At 69.2% G+C, this 17,921-nt stretch carries 20 protein-coding genes; 11 read left to right on the plus strand and 9 right to left on the minus strand.

The features are described from left to right. Window positions 1–36 precede the first annotated feature (36 nt). A complete protein-coding gene (locus ACODSM_RS02040; RefSeq protein ID WP_488804168.1) occupies window positions 37–1,458 on the minus strand; it encodes an ATP-binding protein in 1,422 nt (473 codons plus the stop codon). Further along, the gene (ompR, locus tag ACODSM_RS02045) at window positions 1,455–2,219 is read right to left on the minus strand and encodes an osmolarity response regulator transcription factor OmpR (RefSeq protein WP_015016220.1); all 765 of its coding nucleotides are present in this window, start codon (window positions 2,217–2,219) and stop codon (window positions 1,455–1,457) included. Before ompR ends, ACODSM_RS02040 begins: the two co-directional genes overlap by 4 nt. A 256-nt stretch (window positions 2,220–2,475) precedes the next feature. Here ompR and ACODSM_RS02050 point away from each other — a divergent pair, with 256 nt between their 5' ends. Both ACODSM_RS02050 and ACODSM_RS02055 read left to right on the plus strand, forming a co-directional pair. After that, window positions 2,476–3,048, plus strand: coding sequence for a hypothetical protein (locus ACODSM_RS02050; RefSeq protein WP_343735516.1), 573 nt, complete (start codon window positions 2,476–2,478; stop codon window positions 3,046–3,048). Between the two features lie 37 nt (window positions 3,049–3,085). Further along, window positions 3,086–4,066 carry an alpha/beta hydrolase gene (locus tag ACODSM_RS02055; protein ID WP_488804169.1) on the plus strand — a complete coding sequence of 327 codons (981 nt, stop codon included), beginning with the start codon at window positions 3,086–3,088 and terminating at the stop codon, window positions 4,064–4,066. A gap of 6 nt (window positions 4,067–4,072) precedes the next feature. On the opposite strand, the gene ACODSM_RS02060 is transcribed toward ACODSM_RS02055, so the two are convergent. Both ACODSM_RS02060 and ACODSM_RS02065 read right to left on the minus strand, forming a co-directional pair. Then, window positions 4,073–4,774, minus strand: coding sequence for an aspartate/glutamate racemase family protein (locus ACODSM_RS02060; RefSeq protein ID WP_343735514.1), 702 nt, complete (start codon window positions 4,772–4,774; stop codon window positions 4,073–4,075). Between the two features lie 76 nt (window positions 4,775–4,850). Continuing rightward, window positions 4,851–5,777, minus strand: coding sequence for a LysR family transcriptional regulator (locus ACODSM_RS02065; RefSeq protein WP_422848068.1), 927 nt, complete (start codon window positions 5,775–5,777; stop codon window positions 4,851–4,853). A 141-nt stretch (window positions 5,778–5,918) separates the two neighbouring features. On the opposite strand from ACODSM_RS02065, the gene ACODSM_RS02070 reads away from it, so the two are divergent. Beyond that, complete coding sequence (locus ACODSM_RS02070; RefSeq protein ID WP_488804170.1) at window positions 5,919–6,716, plus strand: SDR family oxidoreductase; 798 nt, start codon at window positions 5,919–5,921, stop codon at window positions 6,714–6,716. 16 nt (window positions 6,717–6,732) lie between these two features. On the opposite strand, the gene ACODSM_RS02075 is transcribed toward ACODSM_RS02070, so the two are convergent. Further along, complete coding sequence (locus tag ACODSM_RS02075; protein WP_488804171.1) at window positions 6,733–7,716, minus strand: LysR family transcriptional regulator; 984 nt, start codon at window positions 7,714–7,716, stop codon at window positions 6,733–6,735. Window positions 7,717–7,873: 157 nt separating this feature from the next. Between ACODSM_RS02075 and ACODSM_RS02080 the strand changes: the two genes are divergently transcribed. Then, entirely contained in the window at window positions 7,874–8,767 is an 894-nt protein-coding gene (locus tag ACODSM_RS02080) for an oxidoreductase (protein ID WP_488804172.1), read from the plus strand. 101 nt (window positions 8,768–8,868) lie between these two features. Here ACODSM_RS02080 and ACODSM_RS02085 read toward each other — a convergent pair whose 3' ends face one another. Next, window positions 8,869–9,405: a hypothetical protein gene (locus ACODSM_RS02085; protein WP_488804173.1), complete on the minus strand. Its 537-nt coding sequence runs from the start codon at window positions 9,403–9,405 to the stop codon at window positions 8,869–8,871. A 50-nt stretch (window positions 9,406–9,455) separates the two neighbouring features. Then, on the minus strand, window positions 9,456–10,184 hold the full coding sequence (locus ACODSM_RS02090; RefSeq protein WP_488804174.1) for an NIPSNAP family protein: 729 nt from the start codon (window positions 10,182–10,184) through the stop codon (window positions 9,456–9,458). 138 nt (window positions 10,185–10,322) lie between these two features. Here ACODSM_RS02090 and ACODSM_RS02095 point away from each other — a divergent pair, with 138 nt between their 5' ends. Then, on the plus strand, window positions 10,323–11,309 hold the full coding sequence (locus ACODSM_RS02095; protein ID WP_488804175.1) for a helix-turn-helix transcriptional regulator: 987 nt from the start codon (window positions 10,323–10,325) through the stop codon (window positions 11,307–11,309). Window positions 11,310–11,436: 127 nt separating this feature from the next. Here ACODSM_RS02095 and ACODSM_RS02100 read toward each other — a convergent pair whose 3' ends face one another. Beyond that, entirely contained in the window at window positions 11,437–12,102 is a 666-nt protein-coding gene (locus tag ACODSM_RS02100; protein ID WP_056742934.1) for a TetR/AcrR family transcriptional regulator, read from the minus strand. Between the two features lie 112 nt (window positions 12,103–12,214). Here ACODSM_RS02100 and ACODSM_RS02105 point away from each other — a divergent pair, with 112 nt between their 5' ends. The 6 genes from ACODSM_RS02105 (at window position 12,215) to ACODSM_RS02130 (ending at window position 17,415) form a co-directional block, all read left to right on the plus strand. Further along, window positions 12,215–12,643 carry a VOC family protein gene (locus tag ACODSM_RS02105; RefSeq protein ID WP_488804176.1) on the plus strand — a complete coding sequence of 143 codons (429 nt, stop codon included), beginning with the start codon at window positions 12,215–12,217 and terminating at the stop codon, window positions 12,641–12,643. A 44-nt stretch (window positions 12,644–12,687) separates the two neighbouring features. After that, window positions 12,688–13,347, plus strand: a complete 660-nt coding sequence (locus ACODSM_RS02110; RefSeq protein WP_488804177.1) for a glutathione S-transferase family protein — start codon at window positions 12,688–12,690, stop codon at window positions 13,345–13,347. Window positions 13,348–13,379: 32 nt separating this feature from the next. Beyond that, window positions 13,380–13,868, plus strand: coding sequence for a DUF1579 domain-containing protein (locus tag ACODSM_RS02115; RefSeq protein WP_488804178.1), 489 nt, complete (start codon window positions 13,380–13,382; stop codon window positions 13,866–13,868). Between the two features lie 156 nt (window positions 13,869–14,024). Beyond that, window positions 14,025–15,470 (plus strand): MFS transporter, encoded by a 1,446-nt coding sequence (locus ACODSM_RS02120; protein ID WP_488804179.1) that lies wholly within the window; start codon window positions 14,025–14,027, stop codon window positions 15,468–15,470. Between the two features lie 227 nt (window positions 15,471–15,697). Then, window positions 15,698–16,777, plus strand: coding sequence for a pirin family protein (locus ACODSM_RS02125; RefSeq protein WP_488804180.1), 1,080 nt, complete (start codon window positions 15,698–15,700; stop codon window positions 16,775–16,777). A 161-nt stretch (window positions 16,778–16,938) separates the two neighbouring features. After that, complete coding sequence (locus tag ACODSM_RS02130; protein WP_060985498.1) at window positions 16,939–17,415, plus strand: FKBP-type peptidyl-prolyl cis-trans isomerase; 477 nt, start codon at window positions 16,939–16,941, stop codon at window positions 17,413–17,415. A 139-nt stretch (window positions 17,416–17,554) separates the two neighbouring features. On the opposite strand, the gene ACODSM_RS02135 is transcribed toward ACODSM_RS02130, so the two are convergent. Then, a complete protein-coding gene (locus ACODSM_RS02135) occupies window positions 17,555–17,881 on the minus strand; it encodes a hypothetical protein (protein ID WP_488804181.1) in 327 nt (108 codons plus the stop codon). Window positions 17,882–17,921 lie beyond the last annotated feature (40 nt).

Genomic DNA, 17,921 nt, shown 5'->3' on the forward strand with positions numbered 1-17,921 from the left:
ATTGCACTAGCGCTTGCGGCACTTTTGGCTGAATTTTCAGTGCGCAGTGTGCTCTGGGCGCGCCCTGCGGCCTCTGGGCTGTCCGCCGAGAGGTAGCACCAGTCGCGCCCGCAGCCCCGCGCCCGGCGCACTGTGCAGCTCCAGCCGCCCGCCGTGGCTGCGCACCACACGCTCCACAATGGCCAGGCCCAGCCCCGCCCCCGGCGCGCCCGAACGTGCCGCGCCATCGCCGCGCGCAAAGGGCTGGCGGATGCGGTCCAGCTCTGCCGGGGCGATGCCAGGGCCCTGGTCCTGCACTTCCAGCCACACCCAGTCGGCATCGGCCCCCGTGCGCAGCAGCACGGGCGGCGTGCCGTGGCGCCAGGCGTTTTCCACCAGGTTGTCCAGCGCGCGGCGCAGGGCCTGGGGGCGCACCGGCACGTCGGGCAGGGTGCCCAGCGCCAGCCGCACGGTGCGCCCATGGTCGGCCTGCGCCTCGGCCACGGCCTGGGCCAGGTCGTTGAGCGACGCCGTGGTGGGCACCTCCGCCTCACCGCTGCGCGCAAACTGCAGAAACTGGCCCACGATGCCGTCCATCTCGTCGATGCTGCGGGCCATGCTCGCGGCCAGGGGCGCATCCACCTGCGCACCGGCAATCTCCACGCCCAGGCGCAGCTTGGTCAGTGGAGTGCGCAGGTCGTGCGACACACCGGCCAGCATCAGCGCGCGCTCCTGCTCGGCTGCGGCCAGGCTGTGCGCCATGTGGTTGAAGCTGCGGCCCACGGTGGCGATTTCTTCGGGGCCGTCCTCGGGCAGCGGCGCAGGGGTCTGGCCCTGCGCCAGCTGCCGGGCCGCTGCCACCACCTGCGCTAGCGGGCGGTTGATGTGCCGCTGTAGCCACCAGGCCCCCAGCAGCGCCAGCAGCATGCTGGCCAGCGTGGCGGCCAGCCAGGCGCCGGTGAATTCGCGCGTGGGGAACACGCTGGGCAGGTTCAGCCAATAGGTCTCCGCCCCCTCCGGCCCCTGGTGCACCACACGCAGGGCCAGCACGCCCGTGCTGTCGCGGCGCCATACGGGTTGTGATGACTGCGATGTTGGTGTTGCCGCATCGTCCGCCCCCAGGCGGTGCGACACCGCCTGCACAAACTGCCGCTCCATGGGCGACAGCAGCGCACGGCGCGCAGCGCTTTCCGCCGCCACGGGCGGGGCCGACCGCACCGCTTGCTGGTTGAACGCCTCGACAAATGCGGCCCGCTCTGCCGGGGGCAGCGCCTGCAGCCCTGCTCGCAGCGCGCCCACGTTGCTCGCCACGCCATCGGCCACCTGCGCCACGCGGGGCTGAAAGATCATCTGCCGCACCAGCATGGCCGCCACCAGCTGGCCCAGCACGATCAGCACCGCCATCAGCAGCAGGTTGCGGCCCAGCAGGCTGCGCGGCCACCAGCCTCGGGTGGCCTGGGGCGTGGGGGCGGGCGTCATGGCTTGCCCCCGCCGCCGGGCGCTGCGCCATCGGGCACAAATACATAGCCCACGCCCCACACGGTGCGGATATGGCGCGGCTGTGCGGGGTCGGCCTCGATGAGCTTGCGCAGGCGCATCACCTGCACGTCGATGCTGCGGTCGGTGGCGGTGTGGTCGGGGCCATAGGCCAGTGCGATGAGCCGGTCACGGCCCAGGGGCCGGTGCGGTTGCTGTGCCAGCGCCTGCAGCAGCGCGAATTCGCCCGTGGTCAGGGGCACGTCCTGGGCGCTGTCGCCGTCGGCGCCCCCGTGGCGTTCCAGCCGGCGCTCATCCAGCCACAGCGTGAACGCGCCAAAATCGATGCGCCCGCCCGTCTGGCGCGGCCCGGTGTGTGCACCCAGCAGGCGCTGGCGGCGCACCATGGCCTGGATGCGGGCCAGCAGCTCGCGCGGGTTGAAGGGTTTGGGCAGGTAGTCGTCGGCGCCCATCTCCAGGCCCACGATGCGGTCCACGGGGTCGCCCCTGGCCGTGAGCATCAGGATGGGAATGGTCTCGCCCTGCGCTCGCAGGCGGCGGCAGATCGACAGGCCATCCTCGCCCGGCATCATCACGTCGAGCACCAGCACATCAAAGCGCTCGCGCTGCAGCAGCACATCCAGCGGCCCGGCGCCCTCCACCGTGCGCACGCTGTAGCCCTGGTCGCTCAGGTAGCGCTGCAGCAGCGCACGCAGGTCGGGTTCGTCATCGGCGACCAGGATCTTGGCCAGGGCTTCCGTCATGGGGCGGTGTGTGGGTGTGGCAGCGGGTGGGTGCAGCCGAGGCTGCGTGCCAATGGTAGGGCCGAAAACACCGGGTGCCAGCGCGGGCAGGTGATCCGGTGCATGACAACGCATGACAGGCCCCGGAGGTTTGTCATGCTTTGTCATACATCGTGCAGCGGGCGCCACAACTGGCTCATACCTGGCGGCCATAGTTCAGGCCAGCGCAGCACCCTGCTGCCCCGCCCCCCTGTTCTGTTGCAAGGAGCCGACCGCCATGTTCTCTTCCGCCCCGACACCGCCCGCCCCCGTTGCCACCTACCGCGCCATGCTGCTGGCCGCCCTCGCCGTGGGTGCACTGCTGCTCCTGGCGGCCAGCGATGCCAGCGCACGCAGCCGCCACACGGTGGAGCACAACGCCGATGGCAGCACCACCGCCCGCACCGGCGTGGTCCGCGCCGCGCCGGGCGGTGGGGGCGTGCTGCGCGGCCGCAGCGTGACCACCGACGGCCAGGGCCACGGCAGCGTGCGCAGCGGCGCCGCCGTGGTGGGCCCCAACGGCGCCACCGCTGTGCGCCAGGGCCAGAGCGCAAGGAATGCCGATGGCACGGCCAGCCACAGCAGCGCCATGGCCGCCCAGGGCGACCGGGGCACGCTGCAGAGCACGGGCGCCGCCAAGCGCAGCGCCGACGGCAGCGTGACCCAGGGCCGCACAACAACGGCCACCAGCGCCACCACCGGCAACAGCGTGCAGACCAGCAGCTCGTACAACGCGGACACCGGCCGCACCCGCAGCGCCAGCTGCTTTGACGCCAGCGGCGCCCCGATGGCCTGCCCAGCGCGGCCCTGATTTTTCACCGTCCATTCATTGAGCCAGGAGATCCCGCATGTCCCGTCCTTCCACCCCACTCTCCGCGTTCGCGTCCCTGCGCACAGGCCTGGGCGCAGCGCTGTGTGCGCTGGCCGCTGTGCTGACCCCGCCCGCCCACGCCCAGCTGCGCGGGCTTGGGCCCTTTGCCCAGTTACGCGACACCGCTGCGGCCTTGCCCGCCGGTGTGCAGCGCTTGGCCGATGTGCCCTATGGTGCGGACCCGCTGCAGCGCATGGATGTCTACCTGCCCGCCGCTGGCGGTGCCGCCAGCAGCGCTGCGGAGGCCAGCGGCACACGCGCTCCGGTGATCTTCATGGTGCATGGCGGCGCCTGGCGCACGGGCGACAAGGCCATGTCCCGCGTGGTGCAGGAGAAGGTGGCGCGCTGGGTGCCCAAGGGCTTTGTGTTCATCTCGGTGAACTACCGCCTGTACCCCGCCGTGAACGTGCTGCAGGAGGCGCAGGACGTGGCCATGGCACTGGCCGCCGCGCAAAGCCGTGCCGCCAGCTGGGGCGCCGATGCATCGCGGTTCATCCTGATGGGGCACTCGGCGGGCGCGCACTTGGTGTCGCTCATCAATGCATCGCCCACCCTGGCACAGCGCGAAGGGGCCTGGCCCTGGCTGGGCACCGTGTCGCTGGACAGTGCGGCACTCAATGTGCCCGTGGTGATGACCGCGCCGCACTACCCGTTTTACGACGAGGTGATGGGCGCCAACCCGTTGTTCTGGGCCGCGGTGTCGCCGTACCACGCGCTGTCGGGCCCGGTGCCGCCGTTCCAGTTTGTCTGCTCCACCGAGCGCCCCGACCACCCATGCCTGCAGGCGCAGGGCATGGCCCGCCGCGTGCGCGACCTGGGCGGCCGCGCCGAGGTGCTGCCGCAGGAGCTGACCCATGGCGAGATCAACGCGCAGCTGGGCCTGGAAAGCGCCTACACGCGGGCCGTGGAGACCTTCATGGCGTCGCTGGATGCCGTGGTGGCGCAGCGGCTCAAGTAATTGCGTTCAGTCAACCTGCACGGCCCGGCGCAGCGCCGCACGGGCCAGCAGGCGGGTGGAGTCCAGCGTGGGCAGCGGGGAGTTGGCGTCGCTCAGGATCAGCGGGATTTCGGTGCAGCCCAGCACCACGGCATCGCAGCCTTCCTCGCGCTGCATGCGGGCGATGATCTGCTGGAACAGGGCCACGCCCTCAGGGCGAATGATGCCGGGCACGAGCTCGTCCATGATGATGCGGTTGATCTCGCTGCGCTCGGCCTCGGTGGGGCGCACCCATTGCAGGCCCTGGGCCTGCAGCGCATCGGGGTACACGCTGCTGTCCACCAGCCAGCGCGTGCCGGTGAGGGCCAGGCGCCGGTGGCCGCGCGCTGCCGCCTCGGCCGCCACCACCTCGGCAATGTGCAGCCAGGGCAGCGGCGAGTGGGGCAGCACGCGGTCCATCGCCTGGTGGATGGTGTTGTCGGGGCAGATCAGAAAATCGGCGCCTGCTCGTGCCAGCTTGTGGGCGGAGGCGAGCATCAGATCAGCCACGCCTTGCAGGTCATTCCGGTCCAGGCAGTCCACATAGTCGGCCAGCGACGGTGTGTGCAGCGTCACCTCGGGGTGGGCATGCGGGCGGCCCAGCAGTGCAGCGCCTTCGGCGCACAGGGTGCGGTAACACAGGGCGGCCCCTTCGGCGGAGCAGCCCACGATGCCGATGTGTTGGGGCATGAATATGGTCCAGAGCGGTCGCAAAGGCCCATTATTGCCACCACGCTGCCGTGGCTCGGGCCCCATGCTGTGCCCGTCAGTCTCCGCGCACCCGCTGCGCAAACCCACGGGTGCTGAACTGCTCCACCACAAAGTCCACAAAGACGCGGGTGCGTGCGGGCAGCAGCTTCTTGCTGGGGTAGTACAGCGAGGTCGGCCCTGCATCGGCCCACCAGCCGGGCAGCACCCGCACCAGGTCGCCCCGCGCCAGCCAGGGCTGCGCAAACGGCATGGGTAGCACGGCCAGGCCCAGGCCCATCAGCGCGGCCTGGCACATGGCCTCGGGGTCGTCGAACACGATGCGCGGGCGCAGCTCCACGGGAGCCGCATCGCCGGCCTTGTTGCGCAGCGTGGTGACGTTGATGCGCCCGGTGCGGATGTTGCGCCGTGCAATGCCATCCCACTGCGCCAGGTCCGCAGGGTGGCGCGGCGCCCGCTTGCGGCCCTGCAGCAGCGCAGGCGCGGCCACGACCACCAGGTGGATGGGGCCCAGCGTGCGCGCCACCATGTCGGGGTTCAGGTTCAGGCCGCCGCCGATGCCGGCGTCAAAGCCCTCGCCGATCAAATCCACCTGCCGGTTCTCAAAGCGCCAGTCGGGCTGGATGGCTGGGTAGCGTCGCAGGAACTCGGTGAGCAGCGGCACCAGGTACGCACGGCCGAAGGCCTGGCCCATGCTGACCTTGAGCGTGCCCGCAGGCTGCTGCTCGGCCTCGGCCGCGTGGTCCACCGCATCGGCCAGGGCGGTGAGGGGCGGGCCCACTTGCGCCAGCAGGCGCTGCCCGCCCTCGGTGAGCGTGAGGCTGCGCGTGCTGCGCTGGAACAGCCGCACGCCCAGGCTGGCCTCCAGCCGCGCCACGTTTTTGCTCACGGCGGCCGGCGTCAGGCCCATGAGCCGCGCGGCGGCCGAAAAGCTGCCCGACTGGGCGGACTGCACAAACGATTCGAGGTGGCTAAGGGGCTGCATGGGCGGTATTTTCAACCAAGGGTTGAAAGATATACAGCCCATTCATGGCTACCGGAGCATGAGTGTTTTTCTGACACTGCAGGTCTTCGCGGTTCGCTGGCGAACCATTTTTTGCATGCACCTCGTTGGAGAAACAACACCATGTCTTCTGTGTCTGAAACATCCCCGGTCTCTGCTCCTACATCCTCGGGTCGCCCACTGGCGGGCAAGGTCGCGTTCGTCACCGGCGGCGCGCGCGGCATTGGCGCGGCCATCGTACGGCGCCTGGCGCGCGACGGCGCGGCCGTGGCCTTCACCTACAGCAGCTCCGCAGCACCTGCCGAGACGCTGGTGGCGGACATTGCGGCGAGCGGCGGCAAGGCCCTGGCCCTGCAGGCCGACAGCGCCGATGCCGTCGCCCTCACCCAGGCGGTGGACCGCGCCGCGCGCGAGCTGGGCCGCCTGGACATCCTCGTCAACAACGCGGGCGTCGCCATCGCGGGTGAGCTCAGCAGCTTTGCGCTGGCCGACTTTGACCACACGCTCAACGTCAACGTGCGCGCCGTGTTCGTGGCCACCCAGGCCGCCGTGCGCCACATGGGCCAGGGCGGCGCCTATGGCCGGGTCATCACCATTGGCAGCACCAACTCCGACCGCGTGCCATGGGCCGGATTCAGCGTGTACGGCATGAGCAAGGCCGCCATCGTGGGCCTGACCAAGGGCCTGGCCCGCGACCTGGGCCCGCGTGGCATCACGGTGAACAACGTGCAGCCCGGCCCGGTCAACACCGACATGAACCCGGCCGACGGCCCCATGGCGGGCGACATGCACGGCCTGATGGCCCTGAACCGCCACGCCCACCCCGACGAGATCGCGGGCATGGTGGCTTATCTGGCGGGGCCGGAGTCGGGCATGGTGACGGGGGCGAGCTTGCTGATCGACGGCGGGTTTGCGGCCTGAACGGTCAACACGGCACTCACTGCGTGGACTTTCGCGCGCGGGGCTTTTTCTGTACTGCAGGGCCGTGGGTCGCCAGCTCTTTGGGCGTGAGCAGGTAGGCGGGGTTGTTGGCCACCATCTCCACCGCCAGGTCGATGAAGGCCCGCACGCGCGCAGGCAGCGCCGTGCGGCTGCCGTAGTACACGTAGAGCGCCAGGTGCTGCGCCACATGCTGGGGCAGCAGCGGCACCAGCTGGCCGCTGCGCACCAGCGGCGCGGCCGTGGGGCCCACCAGCTGGCCCACCGCGTGGCCGCCCAGCACCGCACGGGCCTCCACCTCGATGTCGTTGGTGCAGAACGTGGGGTGGATGGTGCGCGCCACGATGTCGTCGCCCACCTGGAATTCCCAGGGCATGGGTTTGCCGGTGGATGCGTGGCGAAATCCGCTGCAGCGGTGCTGCGCCAGGTCGTCGATGCTGGCCGGCGCCCCGTGGCGCGCGATGTACGAAGGCGCTGCGCACACGATGAGCTGCAGCGTGAGCAGCCGCCGCGCCACCACGCCGCCCTCGGGTGGGTAGCCCGAGCGGAAGCCCACATCCACGCGGTCTTCCACCCAGTTGCCGATGCGGTCGTCCAGCTGCACATCGGGCTCCACCAGCGGGTGGCGGCGGCAGAACTCGTCGAGCACCGGCCAGATCACCTCCAGCAGGATGGAGCGCGGCGCCACGATGCGCAGCGGCCCTGCCATTGCCTCACGCCCGCGCCGCGCGCCCTGCACCGCGTGCTGCAGCGTGGCCAGGCCCGGCTGTGCCGAGGCCAGGAACTGGCGCCCTTCTTCGGTCAGGCTCAGGCTGCGCGTGGTGCGGTGGAACAGCCGCACGCCCAGGTGCGATTCGAGCTGCACCAGCAGCTGGCTGGACGCCTGTGGCGTTATGCCCTGCGCGGCCGCCGCCTGGCGCAGGCTGCCCAGCTCGGCGGCCTTGACGAAGTTGGCGATGGCGCGCAGTTCATTGATGGCCATGGTGGGCAGGCATTGTGCGGGGCGACTGCGTGGTGGATTAGCAAGCCCTGCTTGCGAATGAATCCAGAGATTATGGGCTAGTCGCATGGCAATGGCTTGCCTACAGTCCACCGCCATGGGCACTGCCCATTGCTCAATACCACCTCAAGGACCTGTCATGAATCCCACCACAGCCACCACCACCCGTTCTTCGTACCCCCGCGTCTGGATGATCACCGGCGCCTCGCGTGGCATCGGCGCGCGCATTGCCGAGGCCGCGCTGGCCCAGGGCGATGCCGTGGTCGCCACGTCGCGCGATGCCGCCTCGGTCGAAAAGCGCTTGGGCGCACACGATGCCCTGCTGCCCCTGGCGCTGGACGTGACCGACGAGGCGCAGGCCCGCCATGCCGTGGGCGCGGCGCTTGACCGCTTCGGCTGCATCGACGTGCTGTTCAACAACGCGGGCTATGGCCTGCTGGGCGCGGTCGAAGAAGCTACCGCCGACGAGGTGCTGCGCCTGTACGACACCAACGTGTTCGGCCTGCTGCATGTGACCCGCGCCGTGCTGCCTGCCATGCGCGCGCGCCGCGCAGGGCATGTGATCAACATCTCGTCGCTGGGCGGCGTGCAGTCGGCTGCCGGTTTTGGCCTGTACTGCTCCACCAAGTTCGCGGTCGAGGGCATCACCGAGGCGCTGCATGCCGAGCTGGCGCCGCTGGGCATCCACGCCACGGTGGTGGAGCCCGGGTACTTCCGCACCGAGTTTCTGGACAGCGCCTCGCTGGCCGTATCACCGCGGGTGCTGGAGGACTACGCCGAGAGCGCTGGTGCCGTGCGCGAAGCAGCGCGCCGCATCAACCTGAACCAGCCCGGCGACCCGGTGCGCCTGGCCCAGGCCGTGATGCAGCTGGTAGCCAGCCCCACGCCCCCACTTCGCCTGCCGCTGGGAACCGACACGCTGCAGACCATTGCGGACAAACATGCCTTTGTGGCGAAAGAGACGGCGCAGTGGCGTGCGGTGGCGGCGTCCACGGACTTCCCGGTGCAGGAGGCAGCACTCCAGATGGCGTGAGTTAGCGCTCCTGCTTTGGTAGCTGATAGCGCATAACCATCAGGCGCCAGGGGCTGTTTTGGCTTCAATTTTTAGCCTGGGTGTTGGGTGGCTGCCTATGCTCACACCGGCCGCGCAAACTCCATCACCCAGTTCACCTCCCAGGTCGCGCCGCCGTCGTCCGAAAACGCCTGCTGCCAGCGCGGCGCGCCCGTGTGCATCTGCGACCACTCGAAGCGCACGCGCACCGGGCGGCCTTCGAACAGCTCCTCGCCTTCAAACAGGCCCACGCCACCCTGAAAGCCACCCACCACGGGCGGCAGCAGCAGGCCTGTGGCCGGGTCCAGGCCGCCCGTGAGGTTGTCCAGCCAGTAGATGCTCCAGCGCTGCGTGACGGGGTTGAACACCCGCAGTGCCATGCCCACGTAGCCGGGCTTCCAGGCAAGCGGCGTGAAATTGTCGAAGTTGCCGATGCCACCGGGCAATGGGTGGGCGGTGCCCGTGGCGTCAAACACCTCCCAGTCGTGGCAGCCCGCGAGCCTGCGCACCAGGCGCGTGTTGCGAATGCGCCAGGGGCCCATGAGGAAGTCGAAGTCGCGCGCGGCGCTGGGCGCCACGGTGGGCGACGGGATGGGAATGAGGCGGGCTGGGGTGGACATGGTGGGGCTCCGGGGTGGTTGGTGCGTCAGGGGAGAGGTGTGCGGGTGCGTCACGCATGCAGCGCCGAGCGCGCGGTCGGCTGCAGGCGCAGCACCTCGGGCGCTGCCGCCAGCCAGGGGGCGAGACCGGGCCCCACGTCGCGCGCCCAAGCGCCGCTGTCGGCAAACGACTGCAACGCAGCCTCGTCGCCAAACAGGGCCAGGCCCACCAGCACGGGTTCGCCTTCGCGCACCGGCAGGCGGGCAAAGGTATTGGGGCTGTGCTCGGTGCAGAGCCAGGCGATCTCGCGCGCGCCGCCGCGCTGCAGGGTGGGCGTCATGCGGTGGCGGCAGAAGTCCAGCAATGGTGGTGTGGCGGGTTCCCGCAACGGCAACACGGTGACCTGCAGGACGCCAGCGGTGGCACCCTGCGCGCCGGGCTGCGGCCTTGCATGGTGTGGCAGGGCCGCCGTGGCGCCGGGCCAGGCGGGGCAGAGTAGGTGCACGTTGTCCGAATCGATCATGGTCGCATTGGCGGCGTCGCAGTGTGCCGCCCACACGGGGCCGCCATAGAAGCCCTCCAGCGCGCGGTGGCGCGCCTGCATGTCGGCAAAGCTGCGCAGCCAGACGAACTGGTCGGGCCGGTCCAGGTCGCGGAACTGGCCCAGCACGCGCATGCCGAGCGCCTCCTGGGTTTCCACAAACTCCCGGTCGAACAGGTCGATGAGCACCTCGCGCTGCTGGGGGTGCAAGGTGTACTGGCGCAGTTCAACGATGGCGTTGGGATCGGTGGTGGGCATGGGGGCTCCTGAAATGGTAGGGGGGGCAACAAGGCCAAGACAGGCCTGCAGTGTGCGCACCGATACCTGCCAACCAATGGCAGGTATTTGCGCTATCTTTTGGTGTTCTGTCTTTTTGCACCACCCCTGCCAAAACCCATGCGCGCCAGCCGCTTGTTGTCCCTCCAGATGCTGCTGGAAACGCGCGGCCGCATGAGCGCGCAGGCGCTGGCCGAGGCGCTGGAGGTGTCGGTGCGCACGCTGTACCGCGATGTGGACCAGCTCAGCGCTGCGGGCGTGCCCATCTATGCCGAGCGGGGGCGCCATGGTGGCTTTGCGCTGCTGCCGGGTTGGAAGACCACGCTCACAGGCCTCACGCCGTCGGAGGCGCAGGCCGTGTTCTTGAGTGGCCTGCCCGGCCCTGCGCAGGACCTGGGTCTGGGCGGCGATGTGGCGGGGGCGCGCCTGAAGCTGCTGGCCGCGCTGCCCGCCGCCTGGCGCGACGACGCGCAGCGCGTGAGCGCTCGCCTGCATCTGGACCCGGTGGACTGGTACCGCGAGAGCGACCCCACGCCGCACCTGCCCACCGTGGCGGCCGCCGTGTGGAGCGGCCACCAGATCACCCTGCGCTACGAGGGCTGGGCGCGCACGGCAGAGCGCACCGTGAGCCCGCTGGGCCTGGTGTTGAAAGCGGGAGTGTGGTACCTGGTGGCCTTGCCTATGGGTGCCGATGCGCGCGGGCCGCGCACCTACCGGGTTTCGAACATCCTCGCGGCCACGGCGCTCGACCAACCGGCCAAGCGCCCCGCACGCTTTGACCTGCCCGGCTACTGGGCTGCGTCGATCCGGCGTTTTGAGTCGGGCCTGTACACGGGCGAGGCCACACTGCTGGCCACACCCGAAGGGCTGCGGGGCCTGCGCGCGCTCAGCAGCGCGGTGGCGCGTGCGGTGGCTGCCGCTCCACCGTCGCGCCGCAAGGATGGCCGCACGTCCGTGAAGATCCCCATCGAGTCGGTGGAGCATGCCTGCGGGCAGCTGATGCGACTGTCGCCGCGGGTGGAAGTGTTGCGGCCCCTGGCGTTGCGCCGCGCGCTGGTGGCGCGGGTGCAGGCCACGGCGCGGCTGTATGGGCTGGCGGTCGGATGAGGCACGGGCAATATCTGCTACAAATTAAATAACAGCAAGGGCATTGTTTGTGGGCGCTACCGGCCCATAGGATCATCGAAGCCTGTTCCAAGGCAGTTCTTGAGTGGACCCGGCGTGCGCGGTGCGCTCAAAGCCCCCGTTCCACCATGTCCAGCAACCGCTGGCCCAGCAGGTCCAGCATCTGTTGGGGCGTGCCGCGCAGCGGCCCGTCGATGGCCAGCAGCGCCATGCCATGCACGGTGGACCAGGCCAGGTATTCGGCGCCGGGGCGGCGCCCGGGTGGCAGGGCGCCCGCGGCCACCAGGTCGTCTAGTGCGGCGCTCAGGTGCTGGAAGGGGTTGAGCCCCGTGGCACCGCCCATGGCGGGGTCGGGGGTTTGTTGCACCGTGAAGCGGCCACCGAAGGCGGTGCGAAAGAGCCCCGTCTCGGTGTGCGCAAACCGCAGGTAGCCGGCGCCCACGGCGCGCACCTTGGCGTGGGCCTGCTCGGTGGGCGTGCCGGTGGTGGGCACAAGGGCCAGCTCGGCCTCCATGGACCGCGCGGCGGCGGCCACGGCAGCGGCGCGCACGGCGCCCAGCAGGTCGTCGCGGTTGGCGAAATGGCGGTAGGCCGCATTGGGCGCCACACCCGCGCGGCGTGTGGCCTCGCGCAGCACCACCGCATCCGGCCCGCCCTGGCGCGCCAGTTCGATGCCCGCGTCCAGCAGCGCACGGTGCAGATCCCCGTGGCGGTAGGTGGCGCGTGCGGCGGGTGCGCTGGAGGGCGCAGCTTTGTTGCGGGTGCTTACGGTCATGGATCATTGGGATGTGGACACTGTCCATTATCTTTGTTATTGTTTGTGGACGGTGTTCACAATTGCGCGCCGAAACCCTTCCTGCCCCGTCCATGTTCCCCAGGAGACCCCCATGAAAGTCGAGCCCTACCTGATGTTCGAAGGCCGCTGCGATGAAGCGCTGGAGTTTTACCGCCGCGCCCTGGGCGCCCAAGTCACCATGCTCATGCGCTACAAGGACAACCCCGAGCCCGCCGCTGGCGAGGGCTGCGCCGATGGCAGCGGACCGGGCCCCAAGCCCGAGATGGTCATGCACGCCTCGTTCACCGTGGGCGACACGCAGATCATGGCGTCGGACGGCATGGGCTCGGGCCATGCCAGCTTCCAGGGCATCTCGCTGGCGCTGAGCCCCGCCAATACAGCCGATGCCAAACGCTATTTCGACGCGCTGGCAGATGGTGGCAAGGTGCAGATGCCGCTCACCAAGACCTTTTTCTCGCAGGCGTTTGGCATGGTGGCCGACCGCTTTGGCGTGCCCTGGATGGTGGTGGCCCCTGAATGAGTGCAACCGCCATCACCACCGCCGACTCCCCCACAGGAACCCGCATGCTCGCTCTCTATGGCCACCCTTTTTCGTCCTACACCCAGAAGGTGCTGATCGCACTGTACGAGAACGGGACACCGTTCGAACGGCTCAATCTTGACCCCGCAGAGCCCGTCAGCCATTCGGCCGACTGGTTGCGCCACTGGCCGCTGGCGAAGTTTCCGGTGCTGGTGGACGGTGACCACACGGTGGTGGAAAGCAGCATCGTGATCGAGCACCTGCAGCTGGCGCACCCGGGGCCTGTGCCGCTGATTCCCGCCGACTCCCGGGCGGCACTGGACGTGCGCTTCATGGACCGCTTCTTTGACCTGCACGTGATGGCCCCGGTGCAGCACGCGGTGAATGCCGCGCTGACCGGCAACGCCGAGCGCAAGGCAGAAGGCGTGGCCTGGGCCACCGAGAAGTTGGAGAAAGCCTACGCCTGGCTGGAGGGCATGTGGGCAGGGCGCACCTGGGCGGCGGGCGAGTCGTTCTCGCTGGCCGACTGCGCTGCGGCGCCCTCGCTGTTCTATGCCGACTGGACGCACCCCATCGCAGCCACCTACCCGCAGCTGCGCGCCTACCGCGCCCGGTTGCTCGCACGCCCCTCGTTTGCACGCGCGGTGGAAGGTGGTCGCCCCTACCGCCACTACTTTCCGCTCGGAGCACCCGACCGCGACTGAGCGCGCGCCCACCACATCACCAGGAGACCCCCATGATGAACCCCGAACCCCACGCCATGCACCGCTGGCTGCAGCAGCTGCTGGGCGACTGGACCTGCGAGTCGCTGGCCGACATGGGCCCGGGCGAACCCCCCGCGCACAGCCGGGGCACCGAGCACGTGCGCGCACTGGGCGGCCTGTGGGTGCTGTGCGAAGGGGCGGGCTCCATGCCCGGCGGGGGTGGCGAGGCCCGCATGCTGATGACGCTGGGCTACGACCCGGACCAGCAGGCGTTTGTCGGCACCTGGGTGGGCTCGATGATGACGCATATGTGGGTGTACCGTGGCACGCTGGATGCCGACCAGAAGGTGCTGACGCTGGAGACCGAAGGCCCCAGCTTCAAGGCCGACGGCGCCACCATGCGCTACCGGGACGTGATCACCGTCGTCAGCGCCAATGAGCGCACGCTCACCTCGTTCGGCCAGCAGCCGGACGGCAGCTGGAAGCAGTTCATGCAAGCCAAGTACACGAGAACCTCCTGAACCACTGCGCGGCTTCCCCCTGAAGGGCGACGCAACCGGAGGGTCAGCCAAGCCAGATCCACAGCCGCACTGGTATTGCACCCCGCTAGTCCTCAGTCGCCAGCGCAACGCGCATGACACACTGCGCTGCCAATCTCTCTTGATTTCCACCGTCCCATGACCCTCCGCATCGAAGGCCGCGCACGCTGGCCCGCACTCATCCTGCTGTGCCTGGGCGAGCTGATGATCGTGCTCGACACCACCATCGTGAACGTTGCGCTACCCAGCATCAAGGCCGACCTGGGCTTCACCGAAACCTCGCTGGTATGGGTGATCAACGCCTACATGCTCACCTTTGGCGGCTGCCTGCTGCTGGGCGGACGTCTGGGCGACCTGTATGGGCACCGGCGGCTGTTTCTGGCGGGCATCACGCTGTTCACCATCGCATCGCTGGCCTGCGGGCTGGCGAATACGCAGGGGCTGCTGGTGGCGGCACGTGCGGTGCAGGGCGTGGGCGGCGCCGTGGTGTCGGCTGTGGCACTGTCGCTCATCATGAATCTGTTCACCGAGCCGGGCGAGCGTGCGCGGGCCATGGGCGTCTACGGTTTTGTGTGCGCCGGTGGCGGCAGCGTTGGCGTGCTGCTGGGCGGGGTGCTCACCAGCGCGTTGAGCTGGCACTGGATCTTTCTGGTCAACATCCCCGTGGGTGTGGCCATCTACCTGGCCTGCCTGGCGCTGCTGCCGGGCGGCAAGGGGCAGGCCCACGGGCAGCGGTTGGACGTGGCGGGCGCCGTCACCATCACCGCGTCGCTGATGCTGGCGGTGTACGCCATCGTCAACGGCAACGCGGCGGGCTGGACCTCGTTGCAGTCGCTGGGGCTGCTGGGGGCTGCGGCGGCGCTGCTGGCAGCCTTTTTGTTCATCGAGTCGCATGTGGCCGCGCCGCTGGTGCCCCTGCCGCTGCTGCGGTTGCGCAACCTGGCCATCTCCAACGTGGTGGGCGTGCTGTGGGCGGCGTCGATGTTTGCGTGGTTCTTCCTGTCGGCGCTGTACATGCAGCTGGTGCTGGGCTATGACGCGATGCAGGTGGGTCTGGCGTTTTTGCCGTCCAACCTCATCATGGCGGGCTGCTCGCTGGGGCTGTCGGCCTGGGTGGTGATGCGTTTTGGCATTTGCCGCACGCTGGGCTGGGGGCTGCTGCTGGCGGCGGTGGGCCTGGCCCTGTTTGCACTGGCACCCACCGAGGGGCGGTTTGTCATCCACGTGCTGCCCGGCATGCTGCTGCTGGGCGTGGGCGCTGGCATTGCGCTCAACCCGCTGCTGCTGGCCGCCATGGGCGATGTGAAGCCCGAAGACTCGGGGTTGGCCTCGGGGGTGGTGAACACCGCGTTCATGATGGGCGGTGCGTTGGGGCTCGCCATCCTGGCCAGCCTCGCCGATGCCCGCACCGACCAACTGCGCCAGGCCGGGGCCAGTGTGCAGCAGGCGCTCAATGCGGGCTACCAACTGGCGTTCTGGGTGTCGGCGCTGTGTGCGCTGGTGGCGGCTGGGCTGGGCGGCTTCGTGTTGCGTCCGGCATCGCCGCCCTCAGCCGCTGCGCCTTCCCATCCGGGTGCCGTGTGAGGAGGTAGTTTGCTATCTAGTTGATAGCTGCTCAGGCAGGTTGCGCTGGCGCATGCGGCTGATTTGACTTGAAATGGTGGCGCAAGCTGTGTGCGCACACTGTGCGGCACTGTCCTGTATGCCGCACCGCACTGTTCCACCCAGCGCACTTCTGAAAGCGGCCGCTGGCCTTATCTTTGGCAGGCGTGCTGCCCGATAGCCGGTGGCGCAAACCCAAGGAGTCCTTGATGTCGTCCTCCCCCACCGTGTCTTCGTCTGCCGCCAGCCTGCCCGTCGTGCAGGCCCAGGCGCTGGGTCCGCTGTGGCCCACGATGGACCCGTTCTTGTTCTGCGCCCACCATGACGACGCCTACCCCGCAGGCAATGGCGCGTTTGCGCCCGCCGTGTCGCTGGAGGGCCGCCAGATCGGCAGCGACTTCAGCCGCAAGGACGGTTGGAGCATGTACCACGGCGACACGGTGCCTGGCTTTCCGGGCCATCCGCACCGGGGCTTTGAAACCGTGACCCTGGTGCGCAAGGGCCTCATCGACCATTCCGACTCACTGGGCGCCGCCGCGCGTTTTGGCGGGGGCGATGTGCAGTGGGTCACGGCGGGCAAGGGCATCGTGCATTCGGAGATGTTCCCGCTGCTCAACGCCACCGAGCCCAACCCGCTGGAGCTGTTCCAGATCTGGCTGAACCTGCCCGCGAAGAACAAGATGGTGGAGCCGCACTTCACCATGCTGTGGAACGAGCGCATTCCGCGCCTGGTCCACCACGACGACGCAGGTCGCGCCACCACGGTGACGGTGGTGGCGGGCGCTCTGCCCGGCGCGCCCGCGCCGCTGGCGCCGCCACCCGAGTCCTGGGCTTCGCAGCCCGAGGGCGATGTGGCCATCTGGACGCTGCGCATGGAGCCCGGTGCGCAGTGGACGCTGCCCGCTGCGCGCGGCCAGGGCACGCGCCGCATGCTGTACTTCTTTGTGGGCGACAGCCTGCGCGTGGGACCGCAGGACGTGGGCCAGCACGCTGCGCTGGAGCTGGTGGCCGGCCAGGACTGGCTGCTGACCAACACCGGCGCCACGCCGCTGGAATGCCTGCTGCTGCAAGGCCAGCCCATCGCCGAGCCCGTGGCGCAGTACGGCCCGTTTGTGATGAACACACAGGCCGAGATCATGCAGGCCATGAACGACTACCGCCGTACCCAGTTCGGCGGCTGGCCCTGGCCCGACCAGGACCCGGTGCACGGCAACGAAGCGCGGCGTTTTGCGCGCTATCCGGGCCAGACGGAGGAAGAGCGCCCGGCCGAGGCCCTGCCGGGCGCATAGGGTTGTTCACCAGGCCCTGCCAAGCTTCCACGAGGCCCTGCGGCAGCCGTCCGGCGCCTCGTGGACAATCCGGGGTTTCGTTCTGACCCGCGCGGCGGCTGGTGGCATACCCCTGCCAGCCCCGCGCCGATTCTTCACCGCCTGAAAGCGCAAGCACCACCATGGCCACCACCATCACCAAAGACTCCGCCGTCACCATCACCTACAAGGTCACCACCCCCCAGGGCAAGCCGCTGGATGCGGGGCACCTGTCGTACCTGCACGGTGGCTACGAAAACATCTTCCCCAAGGTCGAGGCCGCACTCGATGGCCAGGCCGTAGGCTTCAGCACCACGCTGCAGCTGGCGGTGGAAGACGCCTTTGGCGCGCGCGATGAAAGCCTGGTGCGCACCATCCCCAAAAGCGAGTTCCCGCCCGGCGTGAAGGTCGGCGGCCAGCTGCAAGGCGTGGGCAACGACGGCCAGCCCGCCGTGTTCAACGTGGTCAAGATCAAGGGCCCCGAAGTGCACCTGGACGGCAACCACCCGCTGGCAGGCCAGGCGTTGACCTTCAGCTGCAAGGTCACTGAAGTGCGCGCCGCCAGCCCTGAAGAAATTGCGCACCGCCATGTGCACGGTGCGCATGGCCATCACCATTGATGGTTGCTCGCCAGCGTGGGGCTGGTGACACCCTCAGACCTTGGCGAACCAGCCATCTGCGCCGGCGTCCGGTAGCGGATACCCAGGCACAAAAAAGCCCGCATTGCGGGCTTTTTTTTGTTCGGTGAAGCGTCGTGAATTACTTGGCCGCTTCAGGCTTGGCAGCGTCGGCTTTTTTCTCTGCCGTTGCCTTGGTCCTCTTGGCCTTCGCCTTCTTCTCTGCCTTCTTTTCTGCAGGGGCAGATGCGGTGGCGGTCGGCGTTACTGCGGGCTTGGCTTCGGCTTTGGTCGCTGGTGTGGCGGGCGTGGCCGGAGTCGCTGGGGTGGCAGGCATGGCCGATGTGGCAGGGGTCGCAGGCGCCGCGGCCTTCGCGGGGGTTGCTGGCGTTGCGGGGGCCGCAGCGGCTTGGGCAAACGATGCGGTCACAAAGAAACCGGCGAGCAGGGCAGCGAGGAGCTTGTTCATGAGAAATCCTTTCAGATCGGATGACCGCCCGACACAGCGT

The organism is Acidovorax sp. FG42, from assembly GCF_057809195.1.

What these genes read in the sequence shown, in the direction of transcription:
- ACODSM_RS02040 (WP_488804168.1), bottom strand. Translation starts at nt 1,458, where the DNA reads ATGACGCCCGCCCCCACGCCCCAGGCCACCCGAGGCTGGTGGCCGCGC.
- ompR (WP_015016220.1), bottom strand. Translation starts at nt 2,219, where the DNA reads ATGACGGAAGCCCTGGCCAAGATCCTGGTCGCCGATGACGAACCCGAC.
- ACODSM_RS02050 (WP_343735516.1), top strand. Translation starts at nt 2,476, where the DNA reads ATGTTCTCTTCCGCCCCGACACCGCCCGCCCCCGTTGCCACCTACCGC.
- ACODSM_RS02055 (WP_488804169.1), top strand. Translation starts at nt 3,086, where the DNA reads ATGTCCCGTCCTTCCACCCCACTCTCCGCGTTCGCGTCCCTGCGCACA.
- ACODSM_RS02060 (WP_343735514.1), bottom strand. Translation starts at nt 4,774, where the DNA reads ATGCCCCAACACATCGGCATCGTGGGCTGCTCCGCCGAAGGGGCCGCC.
- ACODSM_RS02065 (WP_422848068.1), bottom strand. Translation starts at nt 5,777, where the DNA reads ATGCAGCCCCTTAGCCACCTCGAATCGTTTGTGCAGTCCGCCCAGTCG.
- ACODSM_RS02070 (WP_488804170.1), top strand. Translation starts at nt 5,919, where the DNA reads ATGTCTTCTGTGTCTGAAACATCCCCGGTCTCTGCTCCTACATCCTCG.
- ACODSM_RS02075 (WP_488804171.1), bottom strand. Translation starts at nt 7,716, where the DNA reads ATGGCCATCAATGAACTGCGCGCCATCGCCAACTTCGTCAAGGCCGCC.
- ACODSM_RS02080 (WP_488804172.1), top strand. Translation starts at nt 7,874, where the DNA reads ATGAATCCCACCACAGCCACCACCACCCGTTCTTCGTACCCCCGCGTC.
- ACODSM_RS02085 (WP_488804173.1), bottom strand. Translation starts at nt 9,405, where the DNA reads ATGTCCACCCCAGCCCGCCTCATTCCCATCCCGTCGCCCACCGTGGCG.
- ACODSM_RS02090 (WP_488804174.1), bottom strand. Translation starts at nt 10,184, where the DNA reads ATGCCCACCACCGATCCCAACGCCATCGTTGAACTGCGCCAGTACACC.
- ACODSM_RS02095 (WP_488804175.1), top strand. Translation starts at nt 10,323, where the DNA reads ATGCGCGCCAGCCGCTTGTTGTCCCTCCAGATGCTGCTGGAAACGCGC.
- ACODSM_RS02100 (WP_056742934.1), bottom strand. Translation starts at nt 12,102, where the DNA reads ATGACCGTAAGCACCCGCAACAAAGCTGCGCCCTCCAGCGCACCCGCC.
- ACODSM_RS02105 (WP_488804176.1), top strand. Translation starts at nt 12,215, where the DNA reads ATGAAAGTCGAGCCCTACCTGATGTTCGAAGGCCGCTGCGATGAAGCG.
- ACODSM_RS02110 (WP_488804177.1), top strand. Translation starts at nt 12,688, where the DNA reads ATGCTCGCTCTCTATGGCCACCCTTTTTCGTCCTACACCCAGAAGGTG.
- ACODSM_RS02115 (WP_488804178.1), top strand. Translation starts at nt 13,380, where the DNA reads ATGATGAACCCCGAACCCCACGCCATGCACCGCTGGCTGCAGCAGCTG.
- ACODSM_RS02120 (WP_488804179.1), top strand. Translation starts at nt 14,025, where the DNA reads ATGACCCTCCGCATCGAAGGCCGCGCACGCTGGCCCGCACTCATCCTG.
- ACODSM_RS02125 (WP_488804180.1), top strand. Translation starts at nt 15,698, where the DNA reads ATGTCGTCCTCCCCCACCGTGTCTTCGTCTGCCGCCAGCCTGCCCGTC.
- ACODSM_RS02130 (WP_060985498.1), top strand. Translation starts at nt 16,939, where the DNA reads ATGGCCACCACCATCACCAAAGACTCCGCCGTCACCATCACCTACAAG.
- ACODSM_RS02135 (WP_488804181.1), bottom strand. Translation starts at nt 17,881, where the DNA reads ATGAACAAGCTCCTCGCTGCCCTGCTCGCCGGTTTCTTTGTGACCGCA.